The following is a 21,448-nucleotide window of genomic DNA, read 5'->3' as shown; positions in this document are numbered from 1 at the left end:
GCCGCTATCTCCAAGGGGGCCATCACGGGGGCCATCATGCAGCGGTTGCGGCTCAAGGCGGACGGACGGATCGTCGAATTGCGCGACGGGCAGGAAATTCCGCTCGCGCCCGCACATCCCGATCAGGCGGCGATGCAGCCTGCGGCCGCGCAGCCGGCCGTACGCGATCTGCGCCGCCGGGCCCGGCTCACCCAGCTCGAATTCGCCGCCAAGCTCGGCGTGCCGGTGGAAACCATCCGCAACTGGGAGCAGGGCAAGCGCGCGCCGCGCGGACCTGCCCGCGCGCTGCTTGCGGTGATCGCCCATTCGCCGGAGACGGTGTTCGCCGCGTTGTCGAGCGAGCCGACGGCGGCTTGAGCGGGTAGGGCGTACTTCGCCATCAGTATCAACCAACTGATCGCGCACTGCGCTGGCTGTGAGTCGAAGGCTGTGAGTCGAACTTCCGCATTCTCGCGACATGATTTGTCCGAGCTTTGCTCTTCGTTCCGCCCTCTCTTGAACAGAGGGCGCAGGGAAAGCCGGGTGCCGATCGCACCCATGGGCCCCGTGCAAAAGGTAGAAAGCACGGGGGTAGGACCACAGGTGTAACCGGATACAACCCGGCTTTCCCTGCGCGATGGTCTTCCGGCTTATACGTGCTCTCCCCGGTGAGACTGGGCTTTTTTGTCACCGTCTTCGCAACGACGCATTCACGTCCTGCGAAGAGACACCTGCCGCTAGGGCGTCAGGCCTGCACGATTTCACCGTCCGCGTCATGCGCACTCGTCAGTTGCGCTTGCCGCGTCCACCGCATCTCACCGCAACACCCGTGACGATGCGCAGCGCCCCTCGATCGGGTGAGACGGGTGCATCTATACACTGAGTTGTTCTTCGGATAAAGCGAAATATTTTCGCGCGCGAGGATTGACAGGTTTTGCTGAGTTGCCCGTCGGGGCCGATTGTCGCACCCAGTGGTGCTGCGTCGGCCGTATCAGCCCGTCATCGCGCCGCTACCACTTCGCCGTCTTCCTTCACGAACCGTCCAACCGGTGAGTCCAGAAGATCGATGACGGCCTCCGATGGCCGGCACAATCGCACGCCTTTTGGCGTCACCACGATCGGCCGGTTGATGAGAATGGGATGCGCCAGCATGAAATCGATCAACTCCTCGTCCGTCCATTTCGGTTGGTCCAGGCCGAGCTCCTTGTAAGGCGTTCCTTTCTCGCGCAGCAGGGAGCGCACGGGCATTCTCATCGTGGTAATTAGCTCCTTGAGCGTCTCGCGTGACGGCGGCGCCTTGAGATATTCGATGACGACGGGATCAGCGCCGCTCTGGCGGATCATCGCCAGCGTGTTGCGCGAGGTGCCGCAATCCGGGTTGTGATAGATCGTGACGGTCATTGACGCGCCTCCATTGCTGACACCGGTGCCGAGACGCCAGTTCCGGCTTCATACCAGCCTCTCGTTGCCTTGACGATGCGAACCACCGAGAGCATCACGGGGACCTCAACGAGAACGCCCACGACCGTCGCCAGCGCGGCTCCGGAATCAAGGCCGAACAGACTGATGGCGGCGGCCACCGCGAGTTCAAAGAAGTTGCTGGCGCCGATCAGGGCCGCAGGAGCGGCCACGCACCAGGCGACGCCGAAACGCCGGCTCAGCCAATAGGCCAGCCCCGCATTGAGGTAGACCTGGATCAGGATCGGCACCGCCAAAATTGCGATGACGGTCGGCTGCCTGATGATCTGCTCGCCTTGAAATCCGAACAGCAAAACGAGGGTCGCAAGCAACGCGACGAGCGAGATCGGCTGCAGCACACGCATGGTCCGGTTGAATGCTCCGCTGCCGCTGCGCAGCAGCGCGCTCCGCCAGACCTGTGCGATGGCGACGGGCACCACAATGTACAGGACCACTGACAGCAGTAGCGTCCCCCAGGGAACGGTGATTGATGCGACGCCTAACAGGAGGCCCACCAGCGGCGCGAACAGGAACACCATGATCGTATCATTCAGCGCGACCTGACTCAGCGTGTAGTGAGGCTCGCCCTCGCAGAGGTTGGACCATACGAACACCATCGCGGTGCAGGGCGCAGCCGCGAGCAGGATCAGGCCCGCGATGTAGGACGAAATCTGTCCGGGCGGGAGCAGGGGAGCAAAGACGTGGCCGATGAAGAACGATCCCAGCAGCGCCATCGAGAACGGCTTGACGGCCCAGTTGATGAACAGCGTGACGCCGACGCCCCGCCAGTGCTCGCGAACCCGGCCCAGCGAACCGAAGTCGATCTTGAGCAACATCGGCACGATCATTAGCCAGATGAGCATCGCGACCGGCAGGTTGACCTTGGCGATCTCGGCGGAAGCGACCGCGCCGAAGAAGCCGGGCATGATGTGCCCAAGTGCGACGCCGGCCACGATGCAGAGCGCGACCCAAAGGGTGAGGTATTTTTCAAAGATGTTCATTGTTTCATGCCACGTCGTTTCGTGAGGACGTCGCGCCCTCGGAACGCCCGATCTCGCGCAGCTTGGTGCCCAGCGAGAGCTTGTCGATGCTTCGCAGTGGAAGGTTGATGAAGAAGCCGATCCGGTTCTTCAGGTATCGGAACGCAGTCATGAAGGCCGCCTGTTTTTCCAGCTCGGTGCCCGTGGCCTCGGCAGGGTCTTCGATACCCCAATGGGCAGTCATCGGCTGACCCGGCCAGACCGGGCAGGCCTCGCCGGCGGCGTTGTCACAGACGGTAAAGACGAAATCCATCACCGGCGCATCAGGAGCGGCGAATTCCAGCCAGCTCTTTGGGCGCATGTCATCAACCGGGTAGTTCAGGCTCTCGAGCGTGTGCAGCGCCAACGGGTGCACCGCGCCCTTCGGAGAACTCCCGGCAGAAAAGGTTCTGAAGCGGCCGGCTCCATCTTTTCGCAGGATCGATTCTGCGAGGATCGAACGCGCGGAATTGCCGGTGCAGAGGAACAGCACGTTGTACGGATGGTCAGGCACGGCTTCGCTCCTTTCGCGCCGGAGGGCAACACGGTTGCAAGCTTTCGACGACTGGCGCGCAGACCTCGGGCCGGCCGTCGCAGCAATCACGAAGCAGGAACACAGCGACGTTGCGAAACTCGTCCAGGTTGGCGCGATAGACGATTGATCGGCTCCGCCTCTGCGATCTGACGAGGCGGGCCCGGGTGAGGATCGACAAATGAGCCGACAAGGTGTTCTGGGGCACTTCCAGGAGACGGGCGAGATCGCCCGCGGCCAATCCCTCGGGTTCGTGTTTGACGAGCGCCCGGAATGCTTCCAGACGGGTCGACTGCGAAAGGGCTGCGAGGGCCAGAACGGCTACTTCAGTTTCCATATATCCAGATTTATGGAAATGTTGCCGAGAGTCAACCGGATTTTGCGTTCGGTGCGACCGATGCATCCGGATATTTCGAATATTCTAGAAATATCGATTGACGCGGTGGGAATGTGGATGCATGATGTGATCATGAAGATCGATGATGCAGCAGCGCGCCTTGAGGCCTTGGGCAATCCAACGAGGCTCAAGATCTATCGAGCGCTCGTCCGTGCGGGCCATGCAGGCATGCCCGTCGGTCGCCTGCAGGAGCGGCTCAAGATTCCTGCGTCCACGCTGTCGCACCACGTGAAGGGGCTCGTTTCGGTAGGCCTTGTCTCTCAGAAGCGCGAAGGCACGACGCTGGTTTGTCACGCGGAGTACGATGCGATGCAGACGCTGGTGAATTTCCTCGTCGCCGAATGCTGCATCGAGGAGTCCGGCTGCGGCGCGGCGCAATCAGCCGCCTGATTTTTTGGATTATCATTCGATTATCCTAGAAAGATGGGAGAAAGCGATGAACTCGGCAAAGACGGTCGCTATCATCGGAGCAGGGCCGGTAGGCCTCGCCGCCGCGGCCCATTTGATGGAGCGCGACATGACGCCGGTGGTGCTGGAGGCTGGCGCCGAGGCCGGCCATGCGGTGAGCCAATGGCAGCACGTCCAGCTGTTCTCGCCCTGGGAGTATAATGTGAATCAAGCCGCCGCGCGGCTGCTTGCTGACATCGGCTGGAATCGGCCCGATCCCACCGTGTACCCGACCGGCGGCGAACTGCTCGATCAGTATCTCGTTCCGCTCGCCACCCGGACACCGCTCAAGGACGTGATCCGCACATCCAGCCGTGTCACCGCAATCTCGCGCGCCGGCTTTGACAAGGCCAAGACGAAGGACCGGGAAAAGGCGCGGTTCGAAATTCGCTATCAGAACGGCAAGGGCCACGAGACGATGCACGCAGATGCCGTGATCGACAGCTCCGGCACCTGGACGTCGCCGAACCCGGCGGGCGCCAACGGGCTTGCCGCCATCGGCGAGCGCGAAGCCCAACGGAACATCGCCTATGGGATGCCTGACGTGCTCGGCAAGGATCGGGACCGATATGCGGGCAGGGCAGTTGCCGTGCTGGGGGCCGGGCATTCAGCGATCGGCACGCTGATCGATTTGACGAAGCTGGCCGAGGAGGTGCCGAGCACGCGGCCGATCTGGCTGCTGCGTGGCAGCAACCCTGCAAAGGCCTTTGGCGGCGGTGCGAACGACAAATTGGTCGCCCGCGGCGAACTGGGCGTGCACTTTGCTTCGCTGGTCTCTTCGGGCCGTGTTCAGGTCGAAGCGGGCTTTCCGGTCGCCGCGATCGGCAGTCTGGATGGGCGGCTCCGGATCGCGACCGCCACGTCCTGTTGCGGACGCAGTGTCGTTGTCGACGAACTGGTCGTCGCGACCGGCTTCCGTCCCGACCTGTCGTTCCTCGGCGAGGTCCGTCTGCGGCTCGATCCGGCAATCGAAGCGCCGTTGGCATTGGCTCCCCTGATCGATCCGAACGAGCATTCCTGCGGAACGGTACGTCCGCATGGAGCGCGGGAGTTGGTTCAGGACGATCCCGGCTTCTACCTCGCGGGCATCAAGAGTTACGGCCGTGCGCCGACCTTCCTGATGATCACCGGCTACGAACAGGTGCGCTCGATCGCCGCCGATATCGCGGGAGATCGCGAAGCGGCGGAACGCGTGGAGCTCGAATTGCCCGAGACCGGCGTTTGTACGCGTGGAGGCGTCGAGGGCGAAGGCGCTGCGAGCGGCTGCTGCGGCGGCCCGGCCCCAGCTGGAGCCGACGCCTGCTGCGCGGACGACGCATCTGCCAAGGCGGCAGGTCGCGCCGGTTGTGGCTGCTCCTGATGGACCGCGGCCGACTCACGATCATTGCGGCGCTCGGTACGGCCCAGACCCTTGCCTGGGGTTCGAGTTACTATCTGCCCGCGATACTCGCAGATCCGATCGCGCACGATCTCGGGATTTCCAGCAACTGGTTCTTCGCGGCGTTTTCCGCATCGTTGGTGATCTCCGGGCTGCTTGGTCCGCGCGTGGGCCGGCAGATCGATCGCGTCGGCGGGCGGCAGGTGCTCTGCGCCTCGAACGTCGTCCTCGCAGCGGGGCTCGCCTTGCTCGGCGCCTCCGGGTCGGTGTGGACGATGTCGGCGGCATGGCTGCTGCTCGGCATCGGCATGGGGCTCGGACTCTACGACGCTGCGTTCGGCACGCTCGGACGCATCTATGGCAACGATGCGCGGGCCGCGATCACGGGCATCACGCTGATCGCGGGATTCGCCAGCACGGTCGGCTGGCCGCTGAGTTCGCTGGGCCTCGCCACGATTGGCTGGCGGGAGACCTGCTACGCCTGGGCGATTGCCCATCTCGTTATCGGACTGCCACTCAATCTATTGCTGCCACGCACCGAACGGGCGGCTTCATCCCAAGCTTTGCATGTGAAGCCCCATATCCGGATCGATCGGACCATGGTGGTGCTTTCATTCGCCTTTGCCGCCGCCTGGACGGTGACGTCGGCGATGGCGGCACATCTGCCGCGGATCGTGGAAGCCTTCGGGGCGACGCCGGCACAGGCCGTGTTCGCGGGCATGATGATCGGCCCGGCGCAGGTCGCCGCGCGTATTCTCGAGGCGGGCTTTCTCAGTCGTTTCCATCCGCTGCTCTCGACACGGCTTGCCTGCCTTACCCATCCGATCGGGGCGTGCGTCATCGGCATCTTCGGCGGCGGAGCCGCGGCCGCCTTCGCTCTTCTGCACGGTGCCGGCAACGGCATTCTGACGATCGCGCGGGGAACGCTGCCGCTCGCGATCTTCGGATCGGAGAACTATGCCTATCGGCTAGGATTGATCGGGGCGCCGTCGCGCATATGCCAGGCACTTGCTCCGCTGGCGTTCGGACTGCTGATCGAACCAATGGGACGGGCCGTGGTCGTGGTGTCGGCGGGGCTCAGCCTGTCGGCGCTGATCGCCCTGGCCATGCTGCCGCGAACCAAATCCGCGCCTTCGTCGGCGCCTGCGGAATAATCCACATCGATTCTGGCGTGGCTACGACAACCGCTGTGTCCCCCTCGCGCTAGCATCACGACCTTTCATCCGCCGGACCGTGTCGATGAACGCCTTGATGATCGGCGAATGACCGCGTCCGCTGTGATGCGCGATGCTGTACTGCGTCTTGATGGTGCGGTCGCTGATCTCCAGCGCGCGCAGATTGGGATGCGGCACGAATTCGAAGTCGGCGACGACGCTGATGCCGAGGCCGCGCTCGACCGCTTTCCACACGCCCTCGCGGCTCTCGATCTCGAACACCGGTTCGATCCTGATGCCCTCGGCCTGCATCGTCGCCTCGAACGCGCGCCGCGTGGTCGAGCCGCGCTCGCGCAGCACGATCGGCTGGTCGGCCAGCTCGCGCAGCCTGACCGACTTGCGCTTGAACCAGGGATGGTCGCGGTTGACGAACACGATCACGCGGTGGGTGCGGTAGGGGATCATGGTCACGCGCGGATCCTCCGGCACCTCCGCCAGGATCGCGACGTCGGCCTCGAAGTCGACGATGTGGCGGAAGGTGCGTTCGGAATTGCCGAGCAGGGTCGAGATCTGAACCTCCGGATGATCGCGTTTGAATGCCGCGATGATTTCGGTGGCATGGAACGGCCCGACGGTCGCGACCCGCAGGTGTCCTTTGGTGGCCTTGCCGTGCGCGGCCAGGAGGTCGTGAGCCTCGTCGCAGAACGTCATGATGCCGCGGGTGATCTCGAACAGCGCGGCGCCGGCCTCGGTGAGCTCGGTATGCCGCGGCTTCCGGATCAAAAGCTCGACGCCATAGGTCTCCTCCAACTCCTTGACCTGAATGGTCAGCGTCGGCTGACCGACGTTGAGCACGCGGGAGGCCGCGGTGAAGCCGCCATGGGCGGCGACCGCATGGAAGGCGCGCAGCTGGCTGAACACTATTGACATAATCAATAGAACGCATCCGTAGAATGAATTTGTCAATAGCAGCCGGCGCCGTACCTTCGCGCGAAACGGAGGACGCGCTGATGGACTGGACTTATTCCAACCCGGTGAGGATCGAATTCGGAGCCGACAGCTTCGACAAGCTGCCGGGACTGATCGGCAAGCGCGCCTATGCGCTCGTGACCTATGGCGAGCCGGTCTTCGACGAGCTCGAGCGGCGGCTGCGTGCCGCGGCGGGACCGTCCGTCCTGACCATCCGCGACGTCGCGCCCAATCCGGACTACCGCCTGCTTACCGAGCAGGCCGCGCGCTTTGCCGGGCTCGCGAGCCAGCCAGAGGTGATCGTCGCGATCGGCGGCGGCTCGGTGATCGATTCCGCAAAGGTGTTCGCGGCCGCCGGCGGCGACTTCGCGACGGTCAAGACCTATCTGGAAACGCAGCAGGGCGCCGAGCGCCTCGCGGCGATCCCGATCATCGCGGTGCCGACCACCGCCGGCACCGGCAGCGAGGTGACCTGCTGGGGCACGGTGTGGGACGAGGCCAGCGGCAAGAAATACTCCCTGGCGCGTCCGTCGCTTTATCCGACCCATGCGGTGATCGATCCGCGCCTGATGCTCGGCAAGCCGCAACTCCTCACCATCAGCACCGGGCTCGACGCGCTGTCGCATGCGCTGGAGAGCATCTGGAACGTCAACAACAATCCGGTGTCGGCCAACCACGCGGTGGCCGCGGCGCGCAGCATCCTCGACGTGCTGCCGAAGCTCGCCAATGACCTCGGCAATCTCGAGCTGCGCAGCCGGATGGCGCAGGCGGCGCTGTTCGCCGGCCTGGCATTCTCCAACACCAAGACCGCGATCGCGCATTCGCTGTCCTATCCGATCACGCTGCGGCACGGCGTGCAGCACGGCATCGCCTGCTCGTTCTCGCTGCCGATGGTGCTGCGGAGCGTCAAAGGGGCGGGCGGGCTCTGCGAGGACAGCTTGAAGCAGATCTTCGGCGCCGATCTGGCGCGGGCGGCCGACGATCTCGAGGACTTCATGGCGCGGCTCGGCATCTCCTGCAATCCGGCCGCCTACAGGATCGAGCGCGCGGAATGGCACGCGCTGATCGCGGACTCGCTCGAAGGCGAGCGCGGCCGCAACTTCTTAGGATCGAAGGAACGGCTGATCGAGGCAGCGCAGACGCTGCGGATGCCGAGCTCGGTGAGCGCGTGACGACGGCGCAGTGACAAGGAGAGGCATCATGCCAGACAAGCGCAAGACAATCACCGTCAACGGGCGCCGTTACGACGCGCCGACGCGGCCAACCGTCGTGATCTGCCTCGACGGCTCGGAGCCCGGCTACATCGAGCAGGCGATCGAGGCCGGCGTCGCGCCGACCTTCGCGCGCTTCATGAAGGAGGGCACGCATGTCCATGCCGCCAGCGTGATCCCAAGCTTCACCAATCCGAACAACCTCTCGATCATCACCGGACGGCCGCCCGCGGTGCACGGCATCGCTGGCAACTACTTCTATGACACGGCGAACAACGCCGAAGTCATGATGAACGATCCGAAGTTCCTGCGCGCGCCGACCATCCTGGCCGGTGTCCATGACGCCGGCTACAAGGTCGCCGCCGTCACCGCCAAGGACAAGCTGCGCACCTTGCTTGCGTACGGTCTGGACTATTCCAGCGGCCGCGCCATCGCGTTCTCGTCGGAGAAGGCCGACCAGGCCACCAAGGCCAATAACGGCATTGATGATGTGCTCGACTTCGTCGGCCTGCCGCTGCCCGAGGTCTATTCGGCCGATCTGTCGCGCTTCGTGTTCGCGGCCGGCGTCAAGCTGGTCGAGCGCTACCGTCCGGATCTGATGTACCTGTCGACCACCGACTACATCCAGCACAAGGTCGGGCTCGGCACCAAGATCGCCAACGACTTCTACGCCATGATCGACGCCTATCTTGCGAAGCTCGATGCCCTCGGCTGCAACATCGTGGCGACCGCCGACCACGGCATGAACGACAAGTTCCTGCCTGACGGCAGGCCCGACGTGATCTACCTCCAGGACGTCATGGACGACTGGACGGGTGCGGGCGCGGCGCGCGTGATCCTGCCGATCACCGATCCCTATGTCGCCCATCACGGCTCGCTCGGCTCGTTCGCGACCATCTACACGCCGGAGGGCGCCAACGTCGATACGCTGCTGTCGCGGCTGCGTGCGACCGGAGGCATTGAGGTTGCGCTGACGCGCATGGAAGCCTGCGCCAGGTTCGAGCTGCCGCCGGACCGGATCGGCGACATCGTCGTGATCTCGACCAGGCACAAGGTGCTCGGCACCAGCGAGGCCCGGCACGATCTTTCGGGCTTGACCGAGCCGCTGCGCTCGCATGGCGGGCTGACCGAGGAGCGGGTGCCGCTGATCGCCAACCGCAAGATCGCGCTGCCGGCCGGCCACGCCCTGCGCAATTTCGACGCCTTCGACGTCGCGCTCAACCGCATCCAGTGACGCCTTCGGACCCCAAGGACAGTGCCATGAACATGCAGAGCCCGGCCGTTCGCCACGAGCAGATGCGGATCGCAGGCAGCCTCGTCGACACCGACGAGCATGTCGAGGTTTTCAATCCCTATACCAACAAGGTGGTGGGCACGGTCCCGGCGGCGCGGCCGGAGCATGTGCGCAGCGCTTTTGCCAGGGCGGCCGCGTTCAAGCCGAAGCTGACGCGCTACGAGCGCCAGCGCATCCTGCTGCGCACCGCCGAGATCCTGGCCGGGCGCAAGGAGGAATTCGCGCGGTTGATCACCGCCGAGTCCGGCCTGTGCTGGAAGGATTCGCTCTACGAGGCGGGCCGCGCCTATGACGTCTATTCGTTTGCCGGCCAGCTCGCGATCAAGGACGACGGCGAGACGTTCTCCTGCGACATCAGCCCGCAGGGCAAGGCGCGCAAGATCTTCACGACGCGCACGCCGCTGCTCGGTGCGATCTCGGCGATCACGCCGTTCAACCATCCGCTCAACATGGTGAGCCACAAGATCGCCCCCGCGATCGCAACCAACAACCGCGTGGTGCTGAAGCCGACCGAGCTGACGCCGCTGACCGCGCTTGCGCTCGCCGACGTGCTTTACGAGGCCGGGCTGCCGCCGGAGATGCTGTCGGTGGTGACCGGCAATCCGCATTCGATGGGCGATGCGATGCTCACCGACCCGGACGCCGATCTCGTGACCTTCACCGGCTCGGTCAGGGTCGGCAAGCACATCGCCAGCAAGGCGGGCTACAAGCGCCTGGTGCTCGAGCTCGGCGGCAACGATCCGCTGATCGTGATGGAGGACGCCGACCTCGAGAAGGCGGCCGAGCTCGCGGTCACCGGCGCCACCAAGAATTCCGGCCAGCGCTGCACGGCGGTGAAGCGCATCCTCTGCGTCGAAGCGGTCGCCGACGATTTCTCTGCGCTGGTGCTGAAGAAGGCGCGCAAGCTGAAATGCGGCGACCCGATGGACCCGACGGTCGACGTCGGCACCGTGATCCACGAGGGCGCGGCGAAGGAATTCGAGCGCCGCGTCAATGCCGCCGTCGCCGACGGCGCCGAGCTCTTACACGGCAACGACCGCGACGGCGCGCTTTATCCGCCGACGGTGGTCGACCGGATTCCCTACACCAGCGAGCTGGTGATGCAGGAGACCTTCGGCCCGGTGATCCCGATCATCCGCGTGCCCAACGACATCGACAGCGTGATCCGGATCTCGAACGCGACCGCGTTCGGCCTGTCGTCCGGCGTCTGCACCAACCGGCTCGACTACATCACGCGGTTCGTCAATGAGCTCGACGTCGGCACCGTCAACGTCTGGGAAGTCCCGGGCTATCGGATCGAGATGTCGCCGTTCGGCGGGATCAAGGACTCCGGCCTTGGCTACAAGGAAGGCGTGCAGGAGGCGATCAAGAGCTTCACCAACGTCAAGACCTATTCGCTGCCCTGGCCGGCATAGGGACGTCCGAACGAGGGCCGCACGCGTACGACAAGAACAACGCGGCGGCCGACTGCAATCACCAATCAATCAGGGGAGGCCTCAATGTCGATCACGTTCAGTCCGTCGGGCGTCGGCTCGGTCGGAGTCCAGAATCCGGAGCTTGCGACATCGTTCCGCCGTGCGCAGTGGCGGATGCTGTTCGCGGCGATGTTCTGCTATCTGTTCTTCTACACCGGGCGGCAAACCTTCGGCTTCGCCATTCCCGGCATCCAGGCCGAGTTCGGCGTCACCAAGGAGGCGCTGGGCTGGGCCAGCGCGGCGCTGCTCTGGTGCTACGCGGTCGGGCAGGCCATCAACGGCAATCTCGGCGACAAGTTCGGCGGCCGCCGCGTGATGAGCGCCGGCGCGATCCTCTCCTTCATCATGAACTGGGCCACCAGCCTGTCGACCGGGATCGTCAGCCTCACCGCGTTCTGGGGCATCAACGGCTATTTCCAGTCGATGGGATGGGCGCCGGGCAGCCGGTTGCTGTCGAACTGGTGGGGCCGGCACGAGCGCGGCACGGTCTACGGGCTCTACACATTCGCGGCCGGTCTCGCCTCGGTGCTGTCGTTCGTCACCTCGCTGGTCGTGGTCGGCTATTTCCAGCTCGACTGGCGCTGGATCTTCCGCATCCCGGTGGTGCTGCTGCTGCTCGGTGGCATCGCGTTCTACCTGATCGCGCGCGAGAAGCCCGAGGACATGGGCTTTGCCTCGCCGCATGACGAGGCCGACGATGTCGCTGCAAGCGAAGCCGCGGTCAGCGCCGATGAGGGCTCGCTGGCGCGCTACAAGGCGGTGCTGTCGAACTGGCGCCTTTTGGTCGCCGGCGTCGCGATCGGCTTCCAGAACGCGGCGCGTTACGGCCTCTTGGTGTGGGTGCCCGTGCACTTCCTCGGCAGCAACTGGGCCAAGGCCGGCGCCGCCTCGGTGATCGATCCGCGCTGGATCAGCATCGCGCTGCCGGTCGGCATGGCGGTGGGCGCGTTCAGCAATGGCTGGGTCTCGGACAAGGTGTTCGGCTCGCGCCGTTACCTCGCCATCGTGCTCTACATGGCGCTCGCCGCGGTCACCTCGCTGTGCATGTACGCGATCCCGACCTCGGACGTCGTTCTCGGGATGGCCGTGCTGTTCCTGTGCGGCTTCTTCACCTACGGCCCGCAATCCTCGTTCTGGGCGCTGTGCCCGGATCTGGTCGGCCACAAGCGGGCAGGGACCGCAACCGGGGTGATGAACTTCTTCGCCTATCTGTTCGCAGGTCTCGGCGAGCCGATGATCGGCCACTTCATGGACAAGCATAACCAGACCTCGCTGGTGTTCCTGGTGGTCGCGGTCTGCGCCACCTCCAGCGCGGTGGTTGCGGCCTTCATCCGCCGCTGACGAACGATCCCTATCAGCGGCTCACCGCAGGTCCGCGCTTCCGACGGGAAGCGCGGACCACTGAGCGGAACGCCGTTGTGCGTGCGATCGCTGCAGCCGCACGCGGGGACCAATTCCCTGAACTTGCCTGGCTCGAGCGAGCGATCCGGCGCCCAATCCCTGATCATTGGTGCTCAATTATAGTGCCAAGATAATAATATATACAGTGATATCAGTACGATATCATAAATTGCATGCAGAATACAAAATGTGCTTGTCGGTTCGGCCGCCTTGAAGCAGACTTCGCGCATGGCAGGAGCGGCCAGCAACCTTCAAGGACGGGGGTCGCGCCAGGGCAAAACAATCTGTCGGGAGGAGCGAGCAATGAGCGATCAGGTGTCCACCATCGCAATGGCAGATACGGCAAAGCCGAGCGGCGTGCGCTGGAAGATCTTCCTGCTGATGCTGTTCCTGATCTCGATCAACTATATCGATCGTGCCTCGCTCTCGGTCGCGATGCCGGTCATCGCCAAGGAGTTCGATATCGATCCGGCGATGCAGGGCCTGATCCTGAGCTCGTTCTTCTGGACCTACGCGCTGATGCAGGTGCCGGGCGGCATGCTCGCCGATCGCTTCAAGCCGCGCATCGTGATCGCGCTCGCGACGTTGTTCTGGGGCTTCTTCCAGGCGCTGGCTGCGCTGTCCACCAGCTGGATGCTGCTGCTGTTGACCCGGCTCGGGCTCGGCGCGTCGGAAGCGCCGATCTATCCGGCCGGCGGCAAGCTCAACGCGATCTGGATGACGCAGACCGAGCGCGGCCGCGGCGCCACCTTGCTGGACGGCGGCGCGCCGCTTGGTGCGGCGCTCGGCTCGATCGTGATCGCCTGGCTGATGGCGGCGTTCAGCTCCTGGCGCGTCGCCTTCGTCATCGCCGGCGTCGGCACCATGCTGTGCGGGCTGTGGGCCTGGTACTACATCCGCAACGTGCCGCGCGAGCATCCGTCGGTCAATGAAGCCGAGGCGCGCTATCTCGAGGAGGCGCATGCGATCGAGGATGCGGCGACGCCGCCGTCTTCGGGCGCAAGTTGGATGGCGTATTTCCGGTTTCGCTCGGTGTGGTGCATGTGCCTCGGCTGGATGTTCTTCAACACCACCTTCTACGGGCTGCTGACCTGGATGCCGACCTACCTGTTCAAGGTGCACGGCTTCGACATCAAGGCGCTGGGCGGCGCGTCCTTCATCATCTTCTTCGCAGGCTTCGTCGGCGAGCTGGTCGGCGGCTGGATCGGCGATAACTGGCGGGAGCGGGGCGGGGCGCCCAACACCGTGTTCCGCACGCTGTTCGGCATCGCGGCGATCATGGCGACGGTCTCGATCTTCCTCGTCGCCTACGTCACCAACGCGGTCGCGGTCGTGGTGCTGCTGTCGACGACGCTGTTCTTCCTGCGCTGGTGTGGCATGTACTGGGCGATTCCGTCGGCGCTGGCGGGGCGCGGCAAGTCCGGCTTCCTCGGCGGCTGCATGAATCTCGGCGGCAACATCGCGGGCATCACGACGCCCCTGATCGTCGGCTTCATCGTGCAGGCCACCGGCTCCTACTTCCTGGCCTTGATGTACTTCGCCGCCGCGGGCATTGCACTGTTGATCTGCTCGACCATGATCGATTACAGCCGCAAGCTCCCGGTCTAAAACGGATGCGGCCGAATCTGCCAAGGGTTCGGCCGCTTGATGAGGCTCACCAATGACACGTCCCGTCCGGCTCGGCATGCTGACGCCGTCGTCGAATACCGCGCTCGAGCCGATCACCTGCGCGATGCTATCGGGAATCGACGACGTCTCGGCGCATTTCTCGCGCTTCAAGGTGACCGAGATCGCGCTGTCGGAGCAGGCGCTGCGCCAGTTCGACGCCAGCGAGATTCTTCGCGCGGCCGAGTTGCTCGCCCATGCCAAGGTCGACGTCATCGCCTGGAACGGCACCTCGGCAAGCTGGCTCGGCTTCGACCGCGACGAGAGCCTGTGCGAAGAGATCACGGCGGCAACGGGTATCAAGGCCTGCACCACGGTGCTGGCCTATCGCGACCTGTTGCGGCGGATCGGCGCCAGCCGCATCGGGCTGGTGACGCCATATCGCAAGGACGTGCAGGAGCGGATCATCGTCAACTGGAATTCGCAAGGGCTGCATTGTTTTGCCGAGCGGCATCTGTCGCTGCAGGACAATTTCTCCTTTGCCGAGGTCCGCGAGGCCGAGATCGCAAGGCTGATCGAGGAGGTGGTGCGCGAGGGCTGCGATGCCGCCGTCGTGCTCTGCACCAACATGCGCGGCGCCGGCGCGGCCGAGCGGCTGGAGCGGAGGTTTGGCGTCCCGGTGCTGGATTCGATTGCTGTGACGCTGTGGGCGTGCCTCACAGCTGCCGGCTGCGTTCCGTCGCGCGTGCAGGGCTGGGGCAGCCTGTTCACGAACCCCGATCTGCGCGCGGCCACCGCGATCCACGTGGGAGGGCGCGATCTCCAATCATGACAATGCAGGCAAGCGGTGACTGAAGCCAAGACCAAAACAAAGGCGACCAGACGTACCAAGGAACCCAAGCGGGCGATGACGGCGCTGCAACGGCGCCGCCTGCGCGTGCCGCGGGTCGGGCTGCACGAGCAGGCTGCGGCGCGGCTGCGCACCATGATCGTGCGCGGCGAGCTGGCGCCGGGGCAATCGCTGGGGGAGGCCGACTTGTCCGACGCGCTCGGCATCTCGCGCACGCCGCTGCGCGAGGCGCTCAAGCAATTGGCGAGCGAGGGCCTGGTCGAGCTGCGGCTCAACCACAGCGCCGTGGTGGCGCCGTTCCGCCGCGCCGAGCTCGCCGAACTCTTCGAGGCCGTCAGCGGCATCGAGCGCTGCGCCGCCGAGCTCGCCGCGCTGCGCATGGAGCCGGAAGACTTCGAACGGCTCGCGGCGCTGCAGGACAAGATCGAGTGGCATCACGGCCGCGGCGAGCTGCGCGACTATTTTCAAGTTAATCAGCAGATCCATTCGGCGATCGTCGGCTTCGCCCGCAATGCCGTGCTGAAGGCGACACACGAGGCGCTGCTGGCGCGGGCCGAGCGCGCGCGCTTCTTCGCGCTGTCGGTGCTCGGCCGCTGGGATGAATCGGTGCGGGAGCATCAGGAGATTTTGGCCGCGCTGAAGCGCCGCGATGCGGCACGGGCCGGGCAGATACTGGCCCATCACGTGCGCCGCACCGGCGAGATCGTCGCCGAGACGCTGGACGCCAAGACGCTGGATGCCGAGGCGGACGACGCTGCGGCACCGGAGGCACCGGCAAGACCGCGTGGCCGGAAGACGAGGAACGTTGCGCCATGAAGATCCTGCTGCTCAATCCCAACACGACGGCTGATGTGACGGATCTGCTTCATGCCGCCGGCAGCAAGGCGGCGTCGGCCGGCACCGAGCTCGTGCCGGTCACCGCCGCGCGCGGCGTGCCTTATATCGCGACTCGCGCGGAGGCCCAGATCGGCGGCGCGATCGCGCTGGAGATGCTGGCCGAAGCCGCCCCCGGCGTCGATGCCGCCGTGATCGCGGCGTTCGGCGATCCCGGCCTGTTTGGCGCGCGTGAGCTGTTCGCCTTTCCCGTCGTGGGATTGGCCGAAGCTGCGATGCTGACGGCCTGCATGCTCGGCCGCCGGTTTGCGATCGTCACCTTTGCCGGCGCGCTGGCGCCCTGGTACGAGGAATGCGTCGCCATGCACGGGCTGAACGCGCGCTGCGCCGGCATCCGCGCGCTTGACGGTCGTTTCCAGTCGATCTCGCAGGTGCAGGCCGAGAAGGAGGAACTGCTGGTCGCGCTCGCCAACCGCGCGGTCGAGCAGGACAACGCCGACGTCGTCATCCTGTCGGGCGCGCCGCTCGCCGGACTCGCGGCAAAGGTCCGCGACCGCATTCCGGTGCCGGTGGTCGATCCGGTCGCGGCGGCGGTGCGGCAGGCTGAAACGCTCGCCATGCTCAAGCCGCGCAAGGCGGTGGCCGGCACCTTCCGCCGTCCCGATCCGAAGCCGACGCGCGGGCTCGCCGAGCCGCTCGCCGCAATCATCGAACACCGCTCACCGAAGGAGGGGACAAACTGATGTCCTTCGACACCATCATCCGCGGCGGCACCGTGGTGACCGCTGCCGACACCTTCGCCTGCGACGTCGGTATCCGCGACGGCAAGATCACGGCGCTCGGCCATGATCTCGGCGATGCGGCCACAATCATCGATGCCACCGACCGCCTGGTGCTGCCGGGCGGCATCGACAGCCACGTCCACTTCGCCCAGCCGTCCGGCGACGGCATCGTGATGGCCGATGGCTTTGCCAGCGGCACCCGCTCGGCGGCGTTCGGCGGCAACACCACGGTGCTGCCGTTCTGCCTGCAGGAGAAGGGCCAGACGCTGCGCGAGGCGCTGAAGCATTACCATTCGCTGGCCGAAGGCGAGTGCCATGTCGACGTCGCCTTCCATCTCATCCTCACCGATCCGACCGAGCATGTGCTGGGCCAGGAGCTGCCGGCGCTGGTCGAGGACGGCTACACCTCGCTGAAGGTCTTCATGACCTATGAGGGGCTCGCGCTGTCGGACCGCGAGCTGCTGGAGACCATGTCGGTCGCGCGCGAGACCGGCGCCATGCTGATGGTGCATGCGGAGAATTTCGACGCCATCCGCTTCCTGACCGACCGGCTGGAGCGCGCCGGCAACACCGCGCCGCGCTTCCACGCGACGTCACGGCCGATCCCGGTCGAGCGCGAGGCCACCCATCGCGCGATCTCGCTGTCCGAGCTCGTCGACGTGCCGATCATGATCGTGCATGTCTCGAACCGCGAGGCGATGGACGAAATCCGGCGTGCGCAGCAGAGGGGCTTGCGGGTCATGGGCGAGACCTGTCCGCAGTACCTGATGCTGACCGAAAAGGATCTCGATCAGCTCAACATGGAAGGCGCAAAATACGTCTGCTCGCCGCCGCCGCGCGACGTCGCCAGCCAGCAGGCCTGCTGGGAAGGTCTGCAGCAGAAGGTGTTCTCGGTGTTCTCGTCGGACCATTGTCCGTTCCGTTACGACGACCCGCAAGGCAAGCTTGCGCCGAAGGGGCGCACCAGCTTCCGCTGGGTGCCGAACGGAATCCCGGGTGTGGCGACGCGCCTGCCGATCCTGTTCTCCGAAGGCGTGGTGAAGGGGCGGATCGACCTCAACAGCTTTGTCGCCTTCAGCGCCACCAACCACGCCAGGATCTACGGCCTCTATCCGCGCAAGGGCACGATCGCGGTCGGCTCGGATGCCGACATCGCGCTGTGGGACCCGAAGCGCAAGGTGACGATCCGTCACGAGCTGATCCACGACGGCGCGGACTACACGCCCTATGAAGGGCTCGAGGTCACGGGCTGGCCGGTGCTGACCATGGTGCGCGGCAAGGTCGTGGTCGATAACGGGATGCTCGTCGGCGGCAAGGATCACGGCACTTATCTGCCGCGCGCCAAGCCGCCGAAGGCCGCGACCATTCCGTAACGCGACCATCCCGTAACAAAAGAGAGAAGGCAGGAGATCAACATGCCCTATGCTGTGACAGACGACGGAGTGCGGCTCTATTTCGAGGAGACCGGATCGGGGCATCCGGTGATCCTGGTCCACGAGTTCGCCGGCGATTTGCGCAGCTACGAGCCGCAGATGCGGCACTTCGGCAAGCGCTTCCGGACCATCGCCTACAATGCGCGCGGCTTTCCGCCGTCGGATGTGCCGGATCAGGTCTCGTCCTATTCGCAGGCGCGCGCCGCCGACGATATCCTCGCCGTGCTCGACCACATCGGCGCGCCGAAGGCGCATATCGTCGGTCTGTCGATGGGCGGCTTTGCGACGCTGCATTTCGGATTGCGTCACCCTGATCGGGCGCTGTCGCTGTGCATCGGCGGCTGCGGCTACGGCGCGGAGCTCGACAAGCGCGAGACGTTTCGCGCCGAGGCCGACGTGATCGCGAACATGATCCGCAAGGAAGGCATGCCGGCCTTCGCCGAGCGCTACGCCTATGGGCCGACCCGCGTGCAATACGAGAACAAGGACCCGCGCGGCCACGCCGAGTTCAAGACCATGCTGGCCGAGCATTCGGCGGTGGGATCGGCCAACACCCAGCAGGGCGTGCAGAAGGAGCGTCCCTCGCTCTACACGCTGGTCGACGAGATGAAGCGCATCACGGTGCCGACGCTGATCATCACCGGCGACGAGGATTGGCCTTGCCTGCTGCCGGGCATCCTGATGAAGCAGAGCATCCCGTCGGCGGCGCTCGCGGTGATGCCGAACTGCGGCCACGCCATCAACATCGAGGAGCCCGACGAATACAACCGGATCGTCGGCGATTTCCTGTCGCAGGTCGAAAGCGGCCGCTGGCCGCAGCGCGATCCCAGAGCCGTCAGTGCCTCGATTACGGGGATGAAGGATTAGCCTCGTTCACCGCCGCGCCGAACTGACTTCGCGGCCTTCATCTGCTACTAGACCAAAAGATCCGCGCTTTTCGAGCATCCTCGGAAGCGCGGATTTTTCGGGCGTGAGCAAGCCGCGACGGCCGGCGGCGCATGACTTGTTCGCATGATTGCTGACTGCTGCAGTCATCTCCAACGCGATCCCTTCAATTCCAAGGCTTTTGACTGAAACCGCGGCCACAATTAGCCGCTCGTGTGAGACGGAAGAGGTGGGGCCTCTGTCGTACGCGCGGAAATTGATCTCCCGATCTCTGCTGCAACCGAAGCGAACATCAGCGCGCATCATCGTTCGTTGCAGTCATTCGACCGACACAGCGCTGTCATCGGCGATGGATAACTTGTCGCAGGTCGACGTCATAAATCTTTCAAAAATAAAAGGGGCGCTACGGTGAAAGCCAAATTTCTTTCGACGGTCGGAGTCTGTCTGCTTGCTGCCGCTGCGGTGATGTGCAGTGCCGCCGCTCAGGACGACAACAAGGGCAATAACGGCCACGATCATCATCCGCACGACATTCACACCCAAACGCCGATCAAGCATCTCGTCGTCATCTTCAACGAGAACCGCTCGTTCGATCACTACTTCGCAACCTACCCGGTTGCGACCAACCCGACCGGCTCGATTCCGTTCACGGCGAAGCCGCATACGCCGAAGGTCAACAACCTCGCGAGCGCCAATCTGTTGACCAACAACCCGAACACCAACCCGGCCAACGGCACCGGCGCGACCAATCCGTTCCGCCTCGACCGCACCCAGGCCAACACCAAGTCGCAAAATCACGCCTACACGCCCGAACAGCAGGCGGTCGACAACGGCAAGGAAGACCTGTTTCCGAAATTCACCGGTCGCGGAACCGCCGGCGGCGTCGGCGCTTTCGGCACCAACGGGCAGGTGATGGGCTATTTCGACGGCAACACCGTCACCGCGTTCTGGAATTACGCCCAGAACTTCGCGATGAGCGACAACAGCTGGACCGACACCTTTGGTCCGTCGACGCCCGGCGCCCTCGAGGTGGTTGCCGGCCAGACCAACGGCGCGCAGAACATCGTCGGCTCGTCATCGTCGATCGCCGACGGCCAGGGCGGCCTGACGCTGATCGGTGATACCGACCCTGCCTACGATGCCTGCTCGAGCACGACCAGCCAGGTCCTGATGACCAGCAAGAACATCGGCGACCTGCTCAATGCCGAGCAGATCAGCTGGGGCAGCTTCATGGGCGGCTTCGACCTGACGCTCAAGAACAGCAACGGCACCACCAACTGCGGCCGCAGCACATTCTCGAGCAACGTCAACGGCACCGTCGTGGACTACATTCCGCACCACGCCTGGTTCCAATACTACAAGTCGACCGCCAACCCGACCCATGCGCGGCCGAGCTCGGTGAATGCGGTCGGACACACCTATGTGCCCGGCGGCAAGACGCTCGACCCGGCCAATCATGCCTACGATCTCGAGGACTTCTACGCCGCGGTGAAGGCCGGCAACTTCCCGGCCGTCTCCTACATCAAGATGCCGGCCTATCAGGACGGTCATCCCGGCAACTCCGATCCGCTCGACGAGCAGGCCGGCAATGTCGAGCTGATCAATTTCCTGCAGAAGCAGAAGGAGTGGGGCGAGACCGCCGTCATCATCACCTATGACGACTCCGACGGCTGGTACGACCACCAGTATCTTGCGCCGATCAGTGCCTCGTATGATCCGACCGCCGACCAGCTCAACGGTCCCGGCCAGTGCGGTCGCGGTGTCGGCAAGCAGACGCAGCCGAACGGCCTCAACGGCCAGCCGGTGAACGGCCGCTGCGGTCCCGGTACGCGCGTCCCGTTCCTGGTGATCTCGCCCTTCGCCAAGCGGAATTACGTCAGCCACACCCGCATCTCGCAGGCGTCCGTCGTGCGCTTCATCGAGGACAACTGGCTGCACGGCCAGCGTCTCGGCGGCGGCTCGTTCGACGACAACGTCGAATCGATCGCTGACATGTTCGACTTCGAGCGCGGCCACGGCCAGGACCACGAGTACCGGCAGGACACGCTGTTCCTCGATCCGACCGCCGGCACGGTCATCGTCAGCCCGCCGGATGATCACCATCACCACTAAAGCATGAAGAGTTAGGTTGATTGGCAACGCGAAAGCGGTGCGCTCCCTCTCCCGCTTGCGGGGGAGGGCTGGGGTGGGGGCTCCCTCCACGAGTCACGTCGCGGAGAGAGCCCCCACCCGCATCGCATCGTGGATGCGATGCGACCTCCCCCGCAAGCGGGAGAGGTGAAGCCAGTCCGCCGCCGACACTCTACTTCCCGTCTTGACGCGTTTTCTTCACGCGAACCGGAATC

21 protein-coding genes are annotated in these 21,448 nt (G+C 64.8%); 15 read left to right on the top strand and 6 right to left on the bottom strand.

Annotated features, from left to right (window positions below):
* Window positions 1–36: 36 nt before the first annotated feature.
* Window positions 37–357: a DNA-binding transcriptional regulator gene (locus tag XI02_RS26030; protein ID WP_018272043.1), complete on the top strand. Its 321-nt coding sequence runs from the start codon at window positions 37–39 to the stop codon at window positions 355–357.
* Window positions 358–978: 621 nt separating this feature from the next.
* Here XI02_RS26030 and arsC read toward each other — a convergent pair.
* Genes arsC through XI02_RS26010 form a run of 4 tightly spaced genes read right to left on the bottom strand, consistent with a single transcriptional unit; the run spans window position 979 to window position 3,325 of the window.
* A complete protein-coding gene (arsC, locus tag XI02_RS26025) occupies window positions 979–1,380 on the bottom strand; it encodes an arsenate reductase (glutaredoxin) (RefSeq protein ID WP_018272042.1) in 402 nt (133 codons plus the stop codon).
* Window positions 1,377–2,438 (bottom strand): ACR3 family arsenite efflux transporter, encoded by a 1,062-nt coding sequence (arsB, locus tag XI02_RS26020; RefSeq protein ID WP_018272041.1) that lies wholly within the window; start codon window positions 2,436–2,438, stop codon window positions 1,377–1,379. The genes arsC and arsB overlap by 4 nt, the downstream gene beginning before the upstream one ends.
* A 4-nt stretch (window positions 2,439–2,442) precedes the next feature.
* Entirely contained in the window at window positions 2,443–2,970 is a 528-nt protein-coding gene (locus XI02_RS26015) for an arsenate reductase ArsC (RefSeq protein ID WP_018272040.1), read from the bottom strand.
* A complete protein-coding gene (locus XI02_RS26010) occupies window positions 2,963–3,325 on the bottom strand; it encodes a helix-turn-helix transcriptional regulator (RefSeq protein ID WP_016847441.1) in 363 nt (120 codons plus the stop codon). Before XI02_RS26010 ends, XI02_RS26015 begins: the two co-directional genes overlap by 8 nt.
* Before the next feature lie 132 nt (window positions 3,326–3,457).
* Between XI02_RS26010 and XI02_RS26005 the strand changes: the two genes are divergently transcribed.
* Genes XI02_RS26005 through XI02_RS25995 form a run of 3 tightly spaced genes read left to right on the top strand, consistent with a single transcriptional unit; the run spans window position 3,458 to window position 6,364 of the window.
* Window positions 3,458–3,775, top strand: a complete 318-nt coding sequence (locus tag XI02_RS26005; RefSeq protein ID WP_026192869.1) for a helix-turn-helix transcriptional regulator — start codon at window positions 3,458–3,460, stop codon at window positions 3,773–3,775.
* Window positions 3,776–3,821: 46 nt separating this feature from the next.
* Window positions 3,822–5,192: an NAD(P)-binding domain-containing protein gene (locus tag XI02_RS26000; protein ID WP_018272039.1), complete on the top strand. Its 1,371-nt coding sequence runs from the start codon at window positions 3,822–3,824 to the stop codon at window positions 5,190–5,192.
* Window positions 5,192–6,364, top strand: coding sequence for an MFS transporter (locus XI02_RS25995; protein ID WP_026192868.1), 1,173 nt, complete (start codon window positions 5,192–5,194; stop codon window positions 6,362–6,364). The genes XI02_RS26000 and XI02_RS25995 overlap by 1 nt, the downstream gene beginning before the upstream one ends.
* 21 nt (window positions 6,365–6,385) lie before the next feature.
* On the opposite strand, the gene XI02_RS25990 is transcribed toward XI02_RS25995, so the two are convergent.
* On the bottom strand, window positions 6,386–7,294 hold the full coding sequence (locus XI02_RS25990; protein ID WP_041482664.1) for a LysR substrate-binding domain-containing protein: 909 nt from the start codon (window positions 7,292–7,294) through the stop codon (window positions 6,386–6,388).
* 80 nt (window positions 7,295–7,374) lie between these two features.
* Here XI02_RS25990 and psrA point away from each other — a divergent pair, with 80 nt between their 5' ends.
* The 10 genes from psrA (at window position 7,375) to XI02_RS25940 (ending at window position 19,085) form a co-directional block, all read left to right on the top strand.
* Complete coding sequence (gene psrA, locus XI02_RS25985; protein WP_018272036.1) at window positions 7,375–8,505, top strand: iron-containing alcohol dehydrogenase PsrA; 1,131 nt, start codon at window positions 7,375–7,377, stop codon at window positions 8,503–8,505.
* A gap of 28 nt (window positions 8,506–8,533) precedes the next feature.
* The gene (gene phnA, locus XI02_RS25980; protein ID WP_018272035.1) at window positions 8,534–9,778 is read left to right on the top strand and encodes a phosphonoacetate hydrolase; all 1,245 of its coding nucleotides are present in this window, start codon (window positions 8,534–8,536) and stop codon (window positions 9,776–9,778) included.
* A 26-nt stretch (window positions 9,779–9,804) separates the two neighbouring features.
* Complete coding sequence (gene phnY, locus XI02_RS25975; protein WP_018272034.1) at window positions 9,805–11,253, top strand: phosphonoacetaldehyde dehydrogenase; 1,449 nt, start codon at window positions 9,805–9,807, stop codon at window positions 11,251–11,253.
* Window positions 11,254–11,337: 84 nt separating this feature from the next.
* Complete coding sequence (locus XI02_RS25970) at window positions 11,338–12,654, top strand: MFS transporter (protein ID WP_016846567.1); 1,317 nt, start codon at window positions 11,338–11,340, stop codon at window positions 12,652–12,654.
* 363 nt (window positions 12,655–13,017) lie between these two features.
* Window positions 13,018–14,322: an MFS transporter gene (locus XI02_RS25965; RefSeq protein ID WP_016846566.1), complete on the top strand. Its 1,305-nt coding sequence runs from the start codon at window positions 13,018–13,020 to the stop codon at window positions 14,320–14,322.
* 52 nt (window positions 14,323–14,374) lie between these two features.
* On the top strand, window positions 14,375–15,151 hold the full coding sequence (locus XI02_RS25960) for an aspartate/glutamate racemase family protein (RefSeq protein ID WP_018272033.1): 777 nt from the start codon (window positions 14,375–14,377) through the stop codon (window positions 15,149–15,151).
* 15 nt (window positions 15,152–15,166) lie between these two features.
* Entirely contained in the window at window positions 15,167–15,985 is an 819-nt protein-coding gene (locus tag XI02_RS25955) for a GntR family transcriptional regulator (protein WP_018272032.1), read from the top strand.
* Window positions 15,982–16,746 (top strand): aspartate/glutamate racemase family protein, encoded by a 765-nt coding sequence (locus XI02_RS25950; RefSeq protein WP_018272031.1) that lies wholly within the window; start codon window positions 15,982–15,984, stop codon window positions 16,744–16,746. The genes XI02_RS25955 and XI02_RS25950 overlap by 4 nt, the downstream gene beginning before the upstream one ends.
* A complete protein-coding gene (gene hydA / locus XI02_RS25945; protein ID WP_018272030.1) occupies window positions 16,746–18,158 on the top strand; it encodes a dihydropyrimidinase in 1,413 nt (470 codons plus the stop codon). The genes XI02_RS25950 and hydA overlap by 1 nt, the downstream gene beginning before the upstream one ends.
* Window positions 18,159–18,200: 42 nt before the next feature.
* Window positions 18,201–19,085 carry an alpha/beta fold hydrolase gene (locus tag XI02_RS25940; RefSeq protein WP_018272029.1) on the top strand — a complete coding sequence of 295 codons (885 nt, stop codon included), beginning with the start codon at window positions 18,201–18,203 and terminating at the stop codon, window positions 19,083–19,085.
* Between the two features lie 6 nt (window positions 19,086–19,091).
* Here XI02_RS25940 and XI02_RS25935 read toward each other — a convergent pair whose 3' ends face one another.
* A complete protein-coding gene (locus XI02_RS25935; RefSeq protein ID WP_145972846.1) occupies window positions 19,092–19,409 on the bottom strand; it encodes a hypothetical protein in 318 nt (105 codons plus the stop codon).
* A gap of 159 nt (window positions 19,410–19,568) precedes the next feature.
* Here XI02_RS25935 and XI02_RS25930 point away from each other — a divergent pair, with 159 nt between their 5' ends.
* Window positions 19,569–21,215: a phospholipase C gene (locus XI02_RS25930; RefSeq protein WP_080650432.1), complete on the top strand. Its 1,647-nt coding sequence runs from the start codon at window positions 19,569–19,571 to the stop codon at window positions 21,213–21,215.
* Window positions 21,216–21,448: the final 233 nt, after the last annotated feature.

The organism is Bradyrhizobium sp. CCBAU 21365, from assembly GCF_015291305.1.
In the GTDB taxonomy this organism is placed as follows: domain Bacteria; phylum Pseudomonadota; class Alphaproteobacteria; order Rhizobiales; family Xanthobacteraceae; genus Bradyrhizobium; species Bradyrhizobium elkanii.
This window is presented reverse-complemented; position numbering and strand designations above follow the sequence as displayed.

What these genes read in the sequence shown, in the direction of transcription:
- XI02_RS26030 (WP_018272043.1), top strand. Translation starts at nt 37, where the DNA reads ATGCAGCGGTTGCGGCTCAAGGCGGACGGACGGATCGTCGAATTGCGC.
- arsC (WP_018272042.1), bottom strand. Translation starts at nt 1,380, where the DNA reads ATGACCGTCACGATCTATCACAACCCGGATTGCGGCACCTCGCGCAAC.
- arsB (WP_018272041.1), bottom strand. Translation starts at nt 2,438, where the DNA reads ATGAACATCTTTGAAAAATACCTCACCCTTTGGGTCGCGCTCTGCATC.
- XI02_RS26010 (WP_016847441.1), bottom strand. Translation starts at nt 3,325, where the DNA reads ATGGAAACTGAAGTAGCCGTTCTGGCCCTCGCAGCCCTTTCGCAGTCG.
- XI02_RS26005 (WP_026192869.1), top strand. Translation starts at nt 3,458, where the DNA reads ATGAAGATCGATGATGCAGCAGCGCGCCTTGAGGCCTTGGGCAATCCA.
- XI02_RS26000 (WP_018272039.1), top strand. Translation starts at nt 3,822, where the DNA reads ATGAACTCGGCAAAGACGGTCGCTATCATCGGAGCAGGGCCGGTAGGC.
- XI02_RS25995 (WP_026192868.1), top strand. Translation starts at nt 5,192, where the DNA reads ATGGACCGCGGCCGACTCACGATCATTGCGGCGCTCGGTACGGCCCAG.
- XI02_RS25990 (WP_041482664.1), bottom strand. Translation starts at nt 7,294, where the DNA reads ATGTCAATAGTGTTCAGCCAGCTGCGCGCCTTCCATGCGGTCGCCGCC.
- psrA (WP_018272036.1), top strand. Translation starts at nt 7,375, where the DNA reads ATGGACTGGACTTATTCCAACCCGGTGAGGATCGAATTCGGAGCCGAC.
- phnA (WP_018272035.1), top strand. Translation starts at nt 8,534, where the DNA reads ATGCCAGACAAGCGCAAGACAATCACCGTCAACGGGCGCCGTTACGAC.
- phnY (WP_018272034.1), top strand. Translation starts at nt 9,805, where the DNA reads ATGAACATGCAGAGCCCGGCCGTTCGCCACGAGCAGATGCGGATCGCA.
- XI02_RS25970 (WP_016846567.1), top strand. Translation starts at nt 11,338, where the DNA reads ATGTCGATCACGTTCAGTCCGTCGGGCGTCGGCTCGGTCGGAGTCCAG.
- XI02_RS25965 (WP_016846566.1), top strand. Translation starts at nt 13,018, where the DNA reads ATGAGCGATCAGGTGTCCACCATCGCAATGGCAGATACGGCAAAGCCG.
- XI02_RS25960 (WP_018272033.1), top strand. Translation starts at nt 14,375, where the DNA reads ATGACACGTCCCGTCCGGCTCGGCATGCTGACGCCGTCGTCGAATACC.
- XI02_RS25950 (WP_018272031.1), top strand. Translation starts at nt 15,982, where the DNA reads ATGAAGATCCTGCTGCTCAATCCCAACACGACGGCTGATGTGACGGAT.
- hydA (WP_018272030.1), top strand. Translation starts at nt 16,746, where the DNA reads ATGTCCTTCGACACCATCATCCGCGGCGGCACCGTGGTGACCGCTGCC.
- XI02_RS25940 (WP_018272029.1), top strand. Translation starts at nt 18,201, where the DNA reads ATGCCCTATGCTGTGACAGACGACGGAGTGCGGCTCTATTTCGAGGAG.
- XI02_RS25935 (WP_145972846.1), bottom strand. Translation starts at nt 19,409, where the DNA reads ATGATGCGCGCTGATGTTCGCTTCGGTTGCAGCAGAGATCGGGAGATC.
- XI02_RS25930 (WP_080650432.1), top strand. Translation starts at nt 19,569, where the DNA reads ATGTGCAGTGCCGCCGCTCAGGACGACAACAAGGGCAATAACGGCCAC.